This is a genomic window from Mesorhizobium calcicola (genome assembly GCF_042682105.1).
Classification (GTDB): domain Bacteria; phylum Pseudomonadota; class Alphaproteobacteria; order Rhizobiales; family Rhizobiaceae; genus Mesorhizobium; species Mesorhizobium calcicola.
The window spans coordinates 1-12,518 of the sequence record NZ_JBHUGY010000040.1 but is presented as its reverse complement, the minus strand read 5'-3'; the positions used below and the strand labels follow the sequence as shown (position 1 = coordinate 12,518).

General features: G+C 64.4%; 10 protein-coding genes and 1 pseudogene. 5 read left to right on the top strand and 6 right to left on the bottom strand.

The features are described 5' to 3' along the window. Positions 1-80 precede the first annotated feature (80 nt). Positions 81-725 carry a heme ABC exporter ATP-binding protein CcmA gene (gene ccmA / locus ACFSQT_RS26375; protein WP_379023655.1) on the bottom strand — a complete coding sequence of 215 codons (645 nt, stop codon included), beginning with the start codon at positions 723-725 and terminating at the stop codon, positions 81-83. A 281-nt stretch (positions 726-1,006) separates the two neighbouring features. Here ccmA and acnA point away from each other — a divergent pair, with 281 nt between their 5' ends. Continuing rightward, positions 1,007-3,697: an aconitate hydratase AcnA gene (gene acnA, locus ACFSQT_RS26370; RefSeq protein WP_379023653.1), complete on the top strand. Its 2,691-nt coding sequence runs from the start codon at positions 1,007-1,009 to the stop codon at positions 3,695-3,697. A gap of 89 nt (positions 3,698-3,786) precedes the next feature. Here acnA and ACFSQT_RS26365 read toward each other — a convergent pair whose 3' ends face one another. Then, positions 3,787-4,467: a ceramidase domain-containing protein gene (locus tag ACFSQT_RS26365; RefSeq protein ID WP_379023651.1), complete on the bottom strand. Its 681-nt coding sequence runs from the start codon at positions 4,465-4,467 to the stop codon at positions 3,787-3,789. A 176-nt stretch (positions 4,468-4,643) separates the two neighbouring features. On the opposite strand from ACFSQT_RS26365, the gene ACFSQT_RS26360 reads away from it, so the two are divergent. From ACFSQT_RS26360 to ACFSQT_RS26350, 3 genes are all read left to right on the top strand, one after another. Continuing rightward, positions 4,644-5,429 (top strand): DUF1223 domain-containing protein, encoded by a 786-nt coding sequence (locus ACFSQT_RS26360; RefSeq protein WP_379023649.1) that lies wholly within the window; start codon positions 4,644-4,646, stop codon positions 5,427-5,429. Between the two features lie 575 nt (positions 5,430-6,004). Continuing rightward, on the top strand, positions 6,005-6,391 hold the full coding sequence (locus tag ACFSQT_RS26355; RefSeq protein ID WP_379023647.1) for a DUF2794 domain-containing protein: 387 nt from the start codon (positions 6,005-6,007) through the stop codon (positions 6,389-6,391). A gap of 86 nt (positions 6,392-6,477) precedes the next feature. Then, a protein-coding gene (locus tag ACFSQT_RS26350; protein ID WP_378925984.1) for an IS5 family transposase occupies positions 6,478-7,238 on the top strand; the annotation gives its coding sequence in 2 pieces (ribosomal slippage) (positions 6,478-6,817 and positions 6,817-7,238; 762 coding nt in all). Positions 7,239-7,358: 120 nt separating this feature from the next. On the opposite strand, the gene ACFSQT_RS26345 is transcribed toward ACFSQT_RS26350, so the two are convergent. The 4 genes from ACFSQT_RS26345 to ACFSQT_RS26330 form a co-directional block, all read right to left on the bottom strand. Then, entirely contained in the window at positions 7,359-7,928 is a 570-nt protein-coding gene (locus ACFSQT_RS26345; RefSeq protein ID WP_379023645.1) for a GNAT family N-acetyltransferase, read from the bottom strand. Between the two features lie 119 nt (positions 7,929-8,047). Beyond that, positions 8,048-8,827 carry a Bax inhibitor-1/YccA family protein gene (locus tag ACFSQT_RS26340; protein WP_379023643.1) on the bottom strand — a complete coding sequence of 260 codons (780 nt, stop codon included), beginning with the start codon at positions 8,825-8,827 and terminating at the stop codon, positions 8,048-8,050. Positions 8,828-9,054: 227 nt separating this feature from the next. Continuing rightward, on the bottom strand, positions 9,055-11,604 hold the full coding sequence (locus ACFSQT_RS26335; protein WP_379023641.1) for an ABC transporter permease: 2,550 nt from the start codon (positions 11,602-11,604) through the stop codon (positions 9,055-9,057). Next, complete coding sequence (locus ACFSQT_RS26330; RefSeq protein ID WP_379023639.1) at positions 11,604-12,299, bottom strand: ABC transporter ATP-binding protein; 696 nt, start codon at positions 12,297-12,299, stop codon at positions 11,604-11,606. Before ACFSQT_RS26330 ends, ACFSQT_RS26335 begins: the two co-directional genes overlap by 1 nt. A gap of 38 nt (positions 12,300-12,337) precedes the next feature. Here ACFSQT_RS26330 and ACFSQT_RS26325 point away from each other — a divergent pair. Next, positions 12,338-12,518: pseudogene (locus ACFSQT_RS26325) on the top strand (arylesterase); the annotation flags it as partial.

Sequence of the window (12,518 nt, the reverse complement as noted above, 5' to 3'; positions counted from 1 at the left end):
CGAAAGCCTGGGCGCCATCCGATCTCCCCCCTCGTGGGGGAGATGTCCGGCAGGACAGAGGGGGGCGCCTCGCACCGCCATCAACCGGCTTCCCCCATCCTCAATTCCTTCGCTCCCTCGAGCCCCAGCGGCAAATGCGTCGCCGCGACGATGATCCCGCCCTCCTCGCAATGCCTCGTCATCAGCCCCGCAAACCGCGCCTCCGACGCCTTGTCCAGTCCCGCCGTCGGCTCGTCCAGCAGCCACAATGGCCGGTGGCTGACCAGCAGCTTGGCGATCGCCGCGCGGCGACGTTGCCCGGTCGAGAGATAGCCGAAGGGCAAGTGGCCGATGCCGCCGAGCCCGACGGTTTCCAGCGCCTCTTCGACGCCGGCATGCCCATCGCCGTTGAAGTCGCGCCAGAAGCGCAAATTTTCCGCCACGCTGAGCGCCGGCTTCATCGCGTTCTGGTGGCCAAGGTAATGACAGGCCGAGGCGATCGACGGAAATGCCTCGCCCCCGTCTCCAATCTTCACAACGTCCTCAATCTTCATGACGCCTTCGATCCGCACGCTGCCTTCCGCCACCGGCAGCAGCCCGGCGATGATCCGCAGCAGCGTCGATTTACCGGCGCCGTTCGGCCCGGTGACGACGAGCGCCTGGCCGCCTTCGAGGGCAAAGCCGATGCCGGAAAACACCGTGTCGCCGCCGCGTTCGCCGCCCAGATTTTCGGCGATCAGCCGCATCCATCGCCTGCCCTGAAACCCATGTGCCGCGGCAGCTGCCGCATCGCACAAATTTGCTTTGCAACTGTCTAGAACTATTCCAGAAAATTCTCTATATGCGGTGCATCCGTGCCAGCGGTCGGCGCGGGAACAGAATTAGCGCCGAACCAGCGCACGCGCCGCCTTGAACGGCTCGGGTTGCTTGGGAACGGACAGCGGAAATGGCCGTACCCGCACCTTTGCGCGTGATTGCATGCCATCGGCGTCCGTTCCCTTTCAGGCTGAACAGACAAGGATCGCACGTGTCAAAATCCCTCGACAGTTTCAATTGCCGCCGCACGCTGACCGCAAGCGGCACGGAGTATGTCTATTTCGATCTCATCGAGGCCGAGAAGAACGGCCTCACCGGCATCGCCCAGCTGCCCTATTCGATGAAGGTGCTGCTGGAGAACCTGCTGCGCAACGAGGACGGCCGCTCCGTCACCAAGGAATCGATCCAGGCGGTCGCCGGCTGGCTGACCGACAAGGGCACCGCCGGCGTCGAGATCGCCTATCGCCCGGCCCGCGTCCTGATGCAGGATTTCACCGGCGTTCCGGCCGTGGTCGACCTTGCCGCCATGCGCGATGCCATGGCCTCGCTCGGTGGCGACCCGCAGAAGATCAACCCGCTGGTTCCCGTCGACCTCGTCATCGACCATTCCGTCATTGTCGATGAGTTCGGCACGCCGATGGCCTTCGCCCGCAATGTCGAGCTCGAATATGAGCGCAACGAGGAGCGCTACAAGTTCCTGAAATGGGGCCAGCAGGCGTTCCGCAACTTCCGCGTCGTGCCGCCCGGCACCGGCATCTGCCATCAGGTCAATCTCGAATATCTCGGCCAGGTGGTGTGGACCAACACCGAGGACGGCGAAACCACCGCCTATCCCGACACCTGCGTCGGCACCGATTCGCACACCACGATGATCAACGGCCTTGGCGTGCTCGGCTGGGGCGTCGGCGGCATCGAGGCCGAGGCGGCCATGCTCGGCCAGCCCGTCTCCATGCTGTTGCCCGAGGTGATCGGCTTCCGCCTCACCGGCAAGCTGAAAGAAGGCGTCACCGCCACCGACCTCGTGCTCACCGTCACCCAGATGCTGCGCAAGAAGGGCGTCGTCGGCAAGTTCGTCGAGTTCTTCGGCCCCGGCCTCTCCAACATGACGCTGGCCGACCGCGCCACCATCGGCAACATGGCGCCCGAATATGGCGCCACCTGCGGCTTCTTCCCGGTCGACACCGAGACCATCCGCTACCTCACAATGTCGGGCCGCAGCGAGGACCGCATCGCGCTGGTCGAGGCCTATGCCAAGGCGCAAGGCCTGTGGCGCGACACCGGCTCGGCCGATCCGGTGTTCACCGATCTGCTTGAACTCGAGCTCGACAGCGTCGTGCCGTCGATGGCCGGCCCCAAACGGCCGGAGGGTCGCGTCGCGCTGGAAAGCATTCCCGAAGGCTTCGCCAAGGCGATGGAGACCGAATACAAGAAGGCCGCCGAGATCGGCAAGCGCTACACCGTCGAAGGCACCAGCCACGATCTTGGCCATGGCGACGTCGTCATCGCCGCCATCACCTCCTGCACCAACACCTCGAACCCGAGCGTGCTGATCGGCGCCGGCCTGCTCGCCCGCAACGCCAACCGCCTCGGTTTGAAGCAGAAGCCGTGGGTGAAGACCTCGCTCGCCCCGGGCAGCCAGGTGGTGGCCGAATATCTGGAGAAATCCGGCCTGCAGAAGGAGCTCGACCAGATCGGCTTCAACCTGGTCGGCTTCGGCTGCACCACCTGCATCGGCAATTCCGGCCCGCTGCCGGCGCCGATCTCGAAAACCATCAACGAAAAAGGCCTGATCGCCGCCGCGGTCCTGTCCGGCAACCGCAACTTCGAAGGCCGCGTCTCGCCCGACGTGCAGGCCAACTATCTGGCCTCGCCGCCGCTGGTCGTCGCGCATGCGCTGGCTGGAACCGTCACCAGGGACCTCACCACCGAACCGCTCGGCGAGGACAGGAACGGCAACCCGGTCTACCTCAGGGATATCTGGCCGAGCTCGGCCGAGATCCAGGAGTTCATCGAGAAGAACGTCACCCGCGAACTGTTCGCCCGCAAATATGCCGACGTCTTCAAGGGCGACGAATACTGGCAGAACGTCAAGGCCCCGGAAGGCCAGACCTATGCCTGGGACGACAACTCGACCTATGTGCAGAACCCGCCCTATTTCGCCGGCATGACCGCTGGTTTCGGCAAGATCGGCGACATCAAGGGCGCCCGCGTGCTCGGCCTGTTCGGCGACAAGATCACCACCGACCACATCTCGCCGGCCGGCTCGATCAAAGCGGCCTCACCGGCCGGCAAATATCTCACCGACCATGGCGTCGGCGTCGCCGACTTCAACCAGTACGGCACGCGTCGCGGCAACCACGAGGTGATGATGCGCGGCACCTTCGCCAACATCCGCATCCGCAACCACATGCTGGGCGAGAATGGCAGGGAAGGCGGCTACACCATCCACTACCCGTCGAAGGAAGAGGAATCGATCTACGACGCGGCGATGGAATACAAGAAGGAAGGCGTGCCGCTGGTGATCTTCGCCGGTGTCGAATACGGCAATGGCTCGTCGCGCGACTGGGCGGCCAAAGGAACGAATCTCCTTGGTGTCCGCGCGGTCATCGCCCAGTCCTTCGAGCGCATCCATCGCTCGAACCTGGTCGGCATGGGCGTCATCCCCTTCGTCTTCGAGGACGGCACTTCGTGGGCCACGCTCAATCTGAGAGGTGACGAGCTGGTCGAGATCGACGGGCTGAGCAGCATCAAGCCGCGCCAGACGATGACCGCCAAGGTCACCTATGGCGACGGCTCGGTGAAGAACGTGCCGATCATCTGCCGCATCGATACGCTGGACGAGCTCGACTACTTCAAGAACGGCGGCATCCTGCAATACGTGCTGCGCGATCTGGCAGCTTAAGGGCAGGGATTAGGGCTTAGGCAGTAGGGCTTAGGCAGTAGGGAACAAGGACACCTACTGCCTACTGCCTACTGCCTACTGCCTACTGCCTACTGCCTACTGCCCACTGCCCTGCCTTTTCCAAAGCGCGCCACGGCGGCCAGAAGCACGCCGAGCATCAGCGCGTTGAAGATGTGCCAGAGGAAGTGCGTGCCGAGCGGGAAGCTGCCGCAGACCAGCGGATCGATCATCCGGCAGATGACGGACACGACGAAGATCGCCGATCCCGTCAGATTGTACCAGCCGGCGCGATTGCCGCTCGCCGCCACCAGGATGCCGAAGAAGGCGAGCGCCAGAAACGGCGGCAGGTAGGCCGTCGTGCCGTTCGAGGCCTGGCGCAGCCAGTCCGGCACGGCCAGCGTCAGCAGCCCGGCAACCACATAGAACACAACGAAGATGGCGATGGCCTTGCCCCATCGCATGCCGAGGAAGCGGCGCAGGTTGAACAGCGTATAGGCGAGCGTGAAGCCGGCGATCGGCAGCACGTCGACCCAGATCGTGCCTTTGGTGGCGAAGGTATGGAAGATCGTCGAACCGATGCCGATTGCCACCACCCACCAGGCCAGCACCTCGGCAAAGGTGCCGGTGCGCAGCCTTCGCACCTCGCGCACGCCCCACAAGCCGGCGGCGATGAAGGCGAGGTTGGTCAGGGCATTGACCGGCTCGGACCAGAGTTCCGGCCCGGTCCGCTCGCAATAGAGATCGACCGGCGTCAAAAGGGTTTGCCACATCGTGATTGCCGCCCGAATCGGTTTTCTACCCTGAAGTGCAGGCCCTTTTCCTATGGCGCCGCTGCGGTCGGTTGCAATGGCAATAATTTCACCGCAACGTGACTTCCCGTTGACTTCCGGTTCTGCCACATATTTCGGCAATCACAATAAAGCCGGCGGCACCGGCGGGAATCGGAATGGCCATGGCCTCGCGAAAATCATTGTGGCTGGCAGCCCTTGCGCTGGCCTTCTCGGCGTTTGCCGGCGCCGGCCAACCCGCCGAGCCCGGCAAGCCGCAAGCCGACAGGCCCCAGGCCGACAAACCCTTGGGCGTGGTCGAGCTGTTCACCAGCCAGGGCTGCAACTCCTGTCCGCCGGCCGATGCGTTGTTCGCCGAACTTGCCGCCAAGGAAGACATCGTCGCGCTCGCCTACCATGTCGACTACTGGGATTATCTCGGCTGGCAGGACACGCTGAGCCGCAAGGAGAACACCGAGCGGCAAAATGACTATATGCGCGCCTTCGGCAGCCGCTCCGTCTATACGCCGCAGGCGGTCATCAACGGCCGCGTCCATGTCAACGGCGCCAGCCGTGTCGACGTCGATGGCGCGCTTGCCCGCATGGCCAAGAGCGGCGAAGGCCTGCGGGTTGCCGTCAAGGTCAGCCGGACCAGCGACCGTGTGATGATCGACGCCGGCGATGCCGGATCCGGCCCCAGCGATGCCCATGTCGTCATCGTCTATTTCGACCCGCCGCAGACGGTCAAGATCGCCGAGGGTGAGAACACCGGCCGCAAGATGACCTATTGGAACGCGGTCTCGGGCATCCAGACCGCCGGCATGTGGCACGGCAAGGCGCAGCGCTACGAATTGCCGATGAGCGAGATCTCCAAGAAGGGCGGCTGCGCCGTGCTGCTGCAATCAGTCGGCAAGGATGGCCTGCCCGGACCCATCCTGGGCGCCGCCTTCATTCACAAGCCTTAGAAGCTTTCAGAGCTTGATTGGGCGCGCCGCGATGGCGAGACGACCCGCTCGCAGCTGCGGTTCTGAGATGCCGGCGGGACAGCACCCCCCTCTGGCCTGCCGGCCATCTCCCCCGCAAGGAGGGAATTGGCAGCTTCGTCGTCGCGCTGCAGAACAGGATCGTGCTCTGCCTCGCGGCATCGCCCCGCGCTCCAGCCAATAAAAAACCGACGTCAGCTTGCTTCTGACGTCGGTCATTTAGGTTTTGGGATCGTCGCACCCGGTTTCCCCTAGGAAAAACCGAGGTTGGTTCGATCCGACGCAGACCCGTGGGCGGGGGGCTTGGGGTTTACGAGCCGGTGCCGGACCGAACCGTCTCAGGCAACGCGGGTAAATTCGTCGGACATTGGGGCATTAGCGCGGATAAAAAATGGCGAGAATGTGGCGAAGCATCACCAATTCCAACAGGGCGTTTCATAAAAGTGACTGGACGTTGCAGGAACAGCGTAGCGCCGCCCTCGCTTCGCCGGGTCTTGCAATTCCGGCGCGAACACGCCAACTTTGGTCGGCAAAGATTCATTTTGAAGGATCGAGGCATGACCGATGATGCCAGCGGGACGGGGGATGGGGACGCATCCGCAATATTGATCCCGCTGCACGAGGCGCGACGCGAGCACCTCGATCAGCCGGTGCGCTTCGACCGGCGTGAATTGGACCAGATCCTCAGGCTTTACGGACGCATGGTCGCCGCCAACGAATGGCGCGACTACGCCATCGATCATCTCACCGACAGGGCCGTGTTTTCCGTGTTCCGCCGCGCCAGCGAAGTGCCGCTGTTCCAGATCGTCAAAGACCCGAAACTGGCCCGCAAGCAGGGCGCCTTTGCCGTCATCGCCGCTGGCGGCCGCATCCTGAAGCGCGGCCAGGAGCTCGGCCGCGTGCTTGGGATCTTCGACGGCAAGCTGAAGCTCGTCGAGGCTTAACCCTCTAGGACGTAGTGACGATTTAAGGGTTTGGGATTCCCAAGGATTGGCAAATCAGATTCAACGCTGATTTTTGGAGATCGGCGATGGATTGCGATGCGCTTGGGGACGACCAGTGGGACCGGATCAAGGGTTTTGTGCCCGGCGGCACGAAAGGCAAGCGCGGCCCGCGTACAGATAATCGGAAGTTCCTCGACGCGCTGTTGTGGATGGCGCGTTCGGGTGGCCGTTGGCGCGACCTGCCGGAGCGGCTTGGCGATTACCGCTCGGTGAAGCGGCGCTATTATCGTTGGATCGGGATGGGTGTGCTGGACGATATGCTGGAAATGCTCGCCCGCGAAGCCGACCTCGAATGGCTGATGATCGACAGCACGATCGTGCGAGCGCACCAGCATGCCGCCGGGGCACGCAAGGTCAAAGGGGGGCGGATGCCCAGGGCCTGGGTCGGTCTCGCGGCGGCCTGAGTACCAAGATCCACGCCGCCACCGAGGCGCTCGGCCTTCCCATCCGCCTGATCGGCACCCCCGGCCAGCGCAACGACATCGCCTTGGCCCACGACCTGATCGACGGTATCGACGCCGATGCCGCCATCGCCGACAAGGGATACGACGCCGATCACCTCGTTGACAGGATCACTGAACAGGGCGCAGAGGTCGTCATCCCGCCCAAGCGCAACCGCAAGGCCCAGCGGCCATACGACCGCGATCTCTACAAGGAGCGCAACCGCATCGAGCGCTTCTTCAACAAGCTCAAGCAGTTCAGGCGCGTCGCAACCCGTTACGACAAGCTGCTCGCAAACTTCATGGGTTTCGTCAAACTCGCAGCGATCGCCATTTGGCTCAGATAGTTAAATCGTCACTACGTCCTAGAGCAGTTCACCGTTTCACGGAAACGGCGAACTGCTCTAACTCTTTGTTTTGACGCAATTCCGGACGGAAAACCGTTTCACACTTTTCCTGGAATTGCTCTATTTTTGCTGGCGGAATTTTCGCTCCGGCAGCGAATCGGGATCCGGCGGAGCGAGCGCCCCGCCATTCAGCGACAGCTGCATGAACACCGTGTCCAGCCAGCGCCCGTGCTTGTAGCCGGAGCCCTCAAGGCGTCCCGAATGGCGAAAGCCGAGCTTCTCGTGCAGCCGCACCGAGGCGCTGTCCGCCCGCCCGTCGCCGATCACGGCGATGACCTGGCGGAAGCCCGCCGCCTCGACGGCCTCGATCAGGCTTTGCATCAGCTCGAGCCCGACGCCCTGGCCCTTGGCCTCAGGCGCGACATAGACGGAATCCTCGACGATGAAGCGGTAGGCCGGGCGCGGCCGAAAGGCGCCGGCATAGGCATAACCGAGCACGGCGCCGTCCTTTTCCGCCACCAGATAGGGAAATCCGCCAGCCATCAAACTGTCAAATCGGGCGCCCATCTCGGCGCGGCCGGGCGGCTCCAGCTCATAGCTCGCCGTGCCCTGGGTGACCGCGTCGGCATAGATTTCCGTAATCCGGTCGAGGTCGGCCGCTGTTGCGGGCCGGATGATGGTATTGCTCATTATTTATGCATGCCGTTGTTTTGCCTGCGATAACAGCAAAGCCTGGCACAAAAGGAAAGGGCGGCCGTTGGGCCGCCCTTTCCAAACTCGCTGGTCCAGTTCCCGAAAGCGGGATCCGCTTAGCGGCGGTCGCCCATGAACTGCAGCAGGAACATGAACAGGTTGATGAAGTCGAGGTAAAGCGTCAGCGCGCCCATGATGGCCTTGCGGCCGGCGACATCCGACGCGTCACCCGCGAAATACATCTCCTTGATCTTCTGCGTGTCATAGGCGGTGAGGCCCGCAAAAATCAGCACGCCGATCGCCGAAACGGCGAAGGAAAGCGCCGACGACTGCAGGAAGATGTTGATCACCATCGCGATGATCAGACCGAACACGCCCATGATCAGGAACGAGCCCATCGCCGTCAGGTCGCGCTTGGTGGTGTAGCCGTAGAGCGACAGCGCGCCGAAGGCGGCGGCGGTGGCGAAGAAGGTCTGCGAAATGCTGGCCGTGGTGTAGACCAGGAAGATCGACGACAGCGACAGGCCGACGAGGCCGGCATAGACCCAGAACGTCGTCTGCGCCGCCGCAACGCTCATCGACTGGACGCGGAACGACAGGAACAGCACGGCGGCCAGCGGCGCCAGCATCACCACCCAGCGCAGCGGCGAGCCGAAGATCGCGTAGCCGAAGGAGGTCAGCATCTCGCCGCTTGGCAGCGTCGCGACAGCCGAGGCCGGATCGGAGGTGGTGGCCAGCATGATCGTGCCGATCGCGGCAAGACCGGTGATGAGGAGGCCAAGCCCCATCAGATTGTAGACCTTGATCATGTAGGCGCGCAGGCCCTGATCGATGCCTGCATCAACGGCGGCGCCGGGCACGGCGCGCGTCTGATAGTTGCGAATGGGTTCAGCCATGGGAGTCCTCTATTGCTTCTGCCCCGTCCGGTGTCAGGTCCACCGGGACCCAGGCGCCGCTGGCGGGGCTCCAGCATGCCTGCGGCGAAATATGATGGTTATTCGCGTCAAGAACAAGACCGTAACCGGGTGTAATGCTTCGTGAGGCAGCTGGAATCCGGTTTTTGCGGCCTTTGGCGGCGCAACATTACGTCGATTTAACCAAATCCGGTCTCGGCGGGCGCGACTCAAAGGTTGCGCAACACCGGCGCGGCCTTGTGGCCGAGCACCCGCCAGGTGCCGGCGAGACCGATGCCGACCGTGATGACGAGCGAAAACAGGATGGTCGCCACCGCCACCTCGGGCATGAAATGCGATGGCAATGTCATGATGCGCGCGACGACGAACCAGGCGGCAGCGCCACCGGCCGCCAGGGCGAAGATCGCGGTGGCCAACCCGATCAGCATGTATTCGAGCGAGAAGGCGGCAATCAGCGTCGTGCGTGTCGCACCCAGCGTCTTCAGCACCACCGCGTCATGGACGCGCGCCCGGTTGCCGGCGGCAAGCGCGCCGGCCAGCACCAGCACCGAAGCGATCAGCGCCACGCCGGCCGCGGCCCTGATCGCCGTGCCGAGTTGCCCGACCAGCCGGTTGACGACGTCGAGCGCGTCCTTGACCCGGACCGTCGTCACCGCCGGGAAGGCGCGGGTGACGGCATTGAGGATACGCGCGTCGTCGGCCGCCGAGGCACTCTTTTCGGTCAGCGTCGCCATCCAGCCATGCGGCGCCCCGGCGAATGTGTTGGGCGAGAACACCATGACGAAGTTGATGCCCATCGTCTCCCATTCGACCTGGCGGAAATTGGCGATCCTGGCCGTCACGTTGCGGCCGAGCACATTGACGGTGACGGTGTCGCCGAGCTTCAGCCCGATCTCTTTGCCTTCCACGGCAGAGAACGAGACCAGCGGCTCGCCGGCATAATTGTCGGGCCACCAGCTGCCCTCGGTCAGCGTCGCGTTGTCCGGCTGTTTGGCGTCATAGGTCAGGCCGCGATCGCCCTTCAGCACCCAGGCGCCTTCCGCCGGCACCTGCACCTTGTCGACATCGACGCCGTTCAGCGCCATCACCCGGCCGCGCAGCATCGGCACCTTGGCCAGCGTCCCCTGTGGCGCTTGCTTGCCGATCAGCGTGGAGAACGCATCGACATCGCTGCTCTGGATGTCGACGAAGAAGAAATTCGGCGCCCGCTCCGGCAGGCTGCCGGAAATCTGTTGCCTGAGGTTGCCGTCGATCAGCGCCAGCGTCACCAGTAGCGTCAGACCGAGCCCAAGCGACAGCACCACCGACGGCGTCAGCGCGCCGGGCCGGTGGATGTTGCCGACGGCAAGCCGCAGCGCCACGAAGCGCACGCGCGGGCTCTTCCTGGCCGCCCATTGCACCAGCGCGCCGACCAGGCGCAGCACCAGGAAGGCGAAGATGGTGGCGCCGACGAAGATCGAGGCGATGCGCCGGTCGCCCGAAAACAGGATGGCCAGCGCCGCCAGCAGCAATGCGATGCCGATGGCCGCCGCAACATAGACAGGGCGCGGAAAGCCGCGGCCTTCCAGCCCCATCTCGCGAAACAACGCGGTCGCCGGCACGTCGCGGGCGCGGCCGAGCGGCAGCAGCGCGAAGGCCAGCGTCACCAGCAGGCCGAACAGCGCCGCCATGCCGAGCGCGCCGGGATAGAAGCCGCCTTCCGCCGGCACCGGAATGACCTGATGAAGCGCCGCACCGGCCGCGAACGGCATCAGCGCCCCGAGCACCAGGCCGAGCACGATGCCCAATGCGGCGATGATCAGGATCTGCACCAGATAGACGGCAAAGACGAAGCCGCCGGAAGCGCCCAGGCTCTTGAAGGTGGCGATGACGCCGCGCTTGCCATCGAGATAGGCGCGCACCGCGTTGGCGACACCGACGCCGCCGACCACCAGCGCCGTCAGCCCGACCAGCGTCAGGAACTGCGAGAAGCGCTCGATGTTGGACGACAGCGCCGGCGCGGCATTGCTGCGCGTGCGGATCGACCAGCCGGCCTGCGGGAAATCCTTGGCCGCCTGATCCTGGATGGCCTTCAGCCGTGCCTCATCGGCGTCGGCCGGCAACCGGATCTTGTAGGCGTTTTCGACCAGGCTGCCCGGCTGGACCAGCCCGGTGGCCGCCAGCCCTTCGGTCGAGATCATCAGCCGCGGCGCGAAGCCGAAACCGTCGGACACCGCATCCGGTTCGGTGATCAGCCTGGCGCGCAGTTCGAAGGTGGCGGTGCCGAGCTTCAGCCGGTCGCCGAGCTGAAGATGCAGCCGCTCGAACAGGAGATCGGGGGCCGCGGCGCCGAAAACCCCGAACTCTTCGCCGAACAGTTCCTGGTTCGACAGTGCCGGCTCGGTCGCCAGCGCGCCATAGAGCGGATAGGCATGGTCGACCGCCTTGGCCTCGACCAGCGCCTGGTCGGTTCCGTCGGCGAGACGTGCCATCGAGCGCATGCTGGCGGTCCGCGAAACGACGCCCAGCCCGTCAAGGAAGCCACTTTCGGCCTGGCTGGCGTCGCGCTGGTTGATCTGGAAGCGGAGATCGCCGCCGAGCAGCGTCTGGCCCTGATTGGCGACGCCGGCGGTGATCGCACGCGCCACAGAGTTGACGCCGCCGATGGCCGCCACGCCAAGCGCGATGCAGGCGAGGAAGATCAGGAAGCCGGACAGGCCGCCACGCATTTCGCGCAGCGAGAAGCGGACCGCAAGCTTCAGCGTCCGCGACAACGGCATCAGGCCGTCACCTTGGCAGGCGCCGGCGCCTCGATCCGGCCGGAGCGCATCGAAACCTGGCGCGAGCAGCGTGCCGCAAGCGCTGGATCATGGGTGACCAGCACCAGCGTCATGCCGCGCTCGGCGGCCTTGGCGAACAGGAGGTCGGCGACCTGCCGCCCCGTCGCCTGGTCGAGATTGCCGGTCGGCTCGTCGGCGATGAGAATGCGCGGCGACGGCGCCAGCGCCCTGGCGATCGCCACCCGCTGTTGCTCCCCGCCCGACAATTCGCCGGGATAGTGAGTGACGCGGTCGCTCAGGCCCACGGCCGCCAGTTCGCGCGCCGCCACCGAAAACGGATCGGCATGGCCGGCGAGTTCCAGCGGCACCGCGACATTTTCGAGCGCCGTCATGTTGGGAATGAGGTGGAAGGACTGGAACACGATGCCAATGTTTCGGCCGCGAAACGAAGCAATCTGGTCCTCGGTTTTGTCGTTGAGTAGCTCGCCGGCGATTCGTACCGTACCCGAATCGACCCTTTCCAGCCCTGCCAGAACCATCAGCAACGTCGACTTGCCCGAGCCCGAAGGACCGACGATGCCGGTCGCCTCGCCGGCCGCCACATCGAGGCTGATCCCCTTCAGCACATGGACGGAAGAGGCCCCTTCGCCGAGCGTCAGCGATACGTCTTTCAGCGCGATGACGGCTTCTGTCAAAATGAAAGCGTCCTATATTGAGAGGATGAAGGCTCTGCTTGCCGGAGGCCGTCGTCGGAAGAATTCCTTGGTCATATGGGGCCTGCCACATGTCTTTCAAACGCAGTATTGCCGCAGGCTTGATCGTTTTCCTCGCCATTTGCGGCGCCATTTCGTCGGCGCAAGCCGAGCCGTTCAAGATCGTCGGCTTCGGTGACAGCCTGATGGCGGGCTATGGCC

What these genes read in the sequence shown, in the direction of transcription:
- ccmA (WP_379023655.1), bottom strand. Translation starts at nt 725, where the DNA reads ATGCGGCTGATCGCCGAAAATCTGGGCGGCGAACGCGGCGGCGACACG.
- ACFSQT_RS26365 (WP_379023651.1), bottom strand. Translation starts at nt 4,467, where the DNA reads ATGTGGCAAACCCTTTTGACGCCGGTCGATCTCTATTGCGAGCGGACC.
- ACFSQT_RS26360 (WP_379023649.1), top strand. Translation starts at nt 4,644, where the DNA reads ATGGCCATGGCCTCGCGAAAATCATTGTGGCTGGCAGCCCTTGCGCTG.
- ACFSQT_RS26355 (WP_379023647.1), top strand. Translation starts at nt 6,005, where the DNA reads ATGACCGATGATGCCAGCGGGACGGGGGATGGGGACGCATCCGCAATA.
- ACFSQT_RS26345 (WP_379023645.1), bottom strand. Translation starts at nt 7,928, where the DNA reads ATGAGCAATACCATCATCCGGCCCGCAACAGCGGCCGACCTCGACCGG.
- ACFSQT_RS26340 (WP_379023643.1), bottom strand. Translation starts at nt 8,827, where the DNA reads ATGGCTGAACCCATTCGCAACTATCAGACGCGCGCCGTGCCCGGCGCC.
- ACFSQT_RS26335 (WP_379023641.1), bottom strand. Translation starts at nt 11,604, where the DNA reads ATGCCGTTGTCGCGGACGCTGAAGCTTGCGGTCCGCTTCTCGCTGCGC.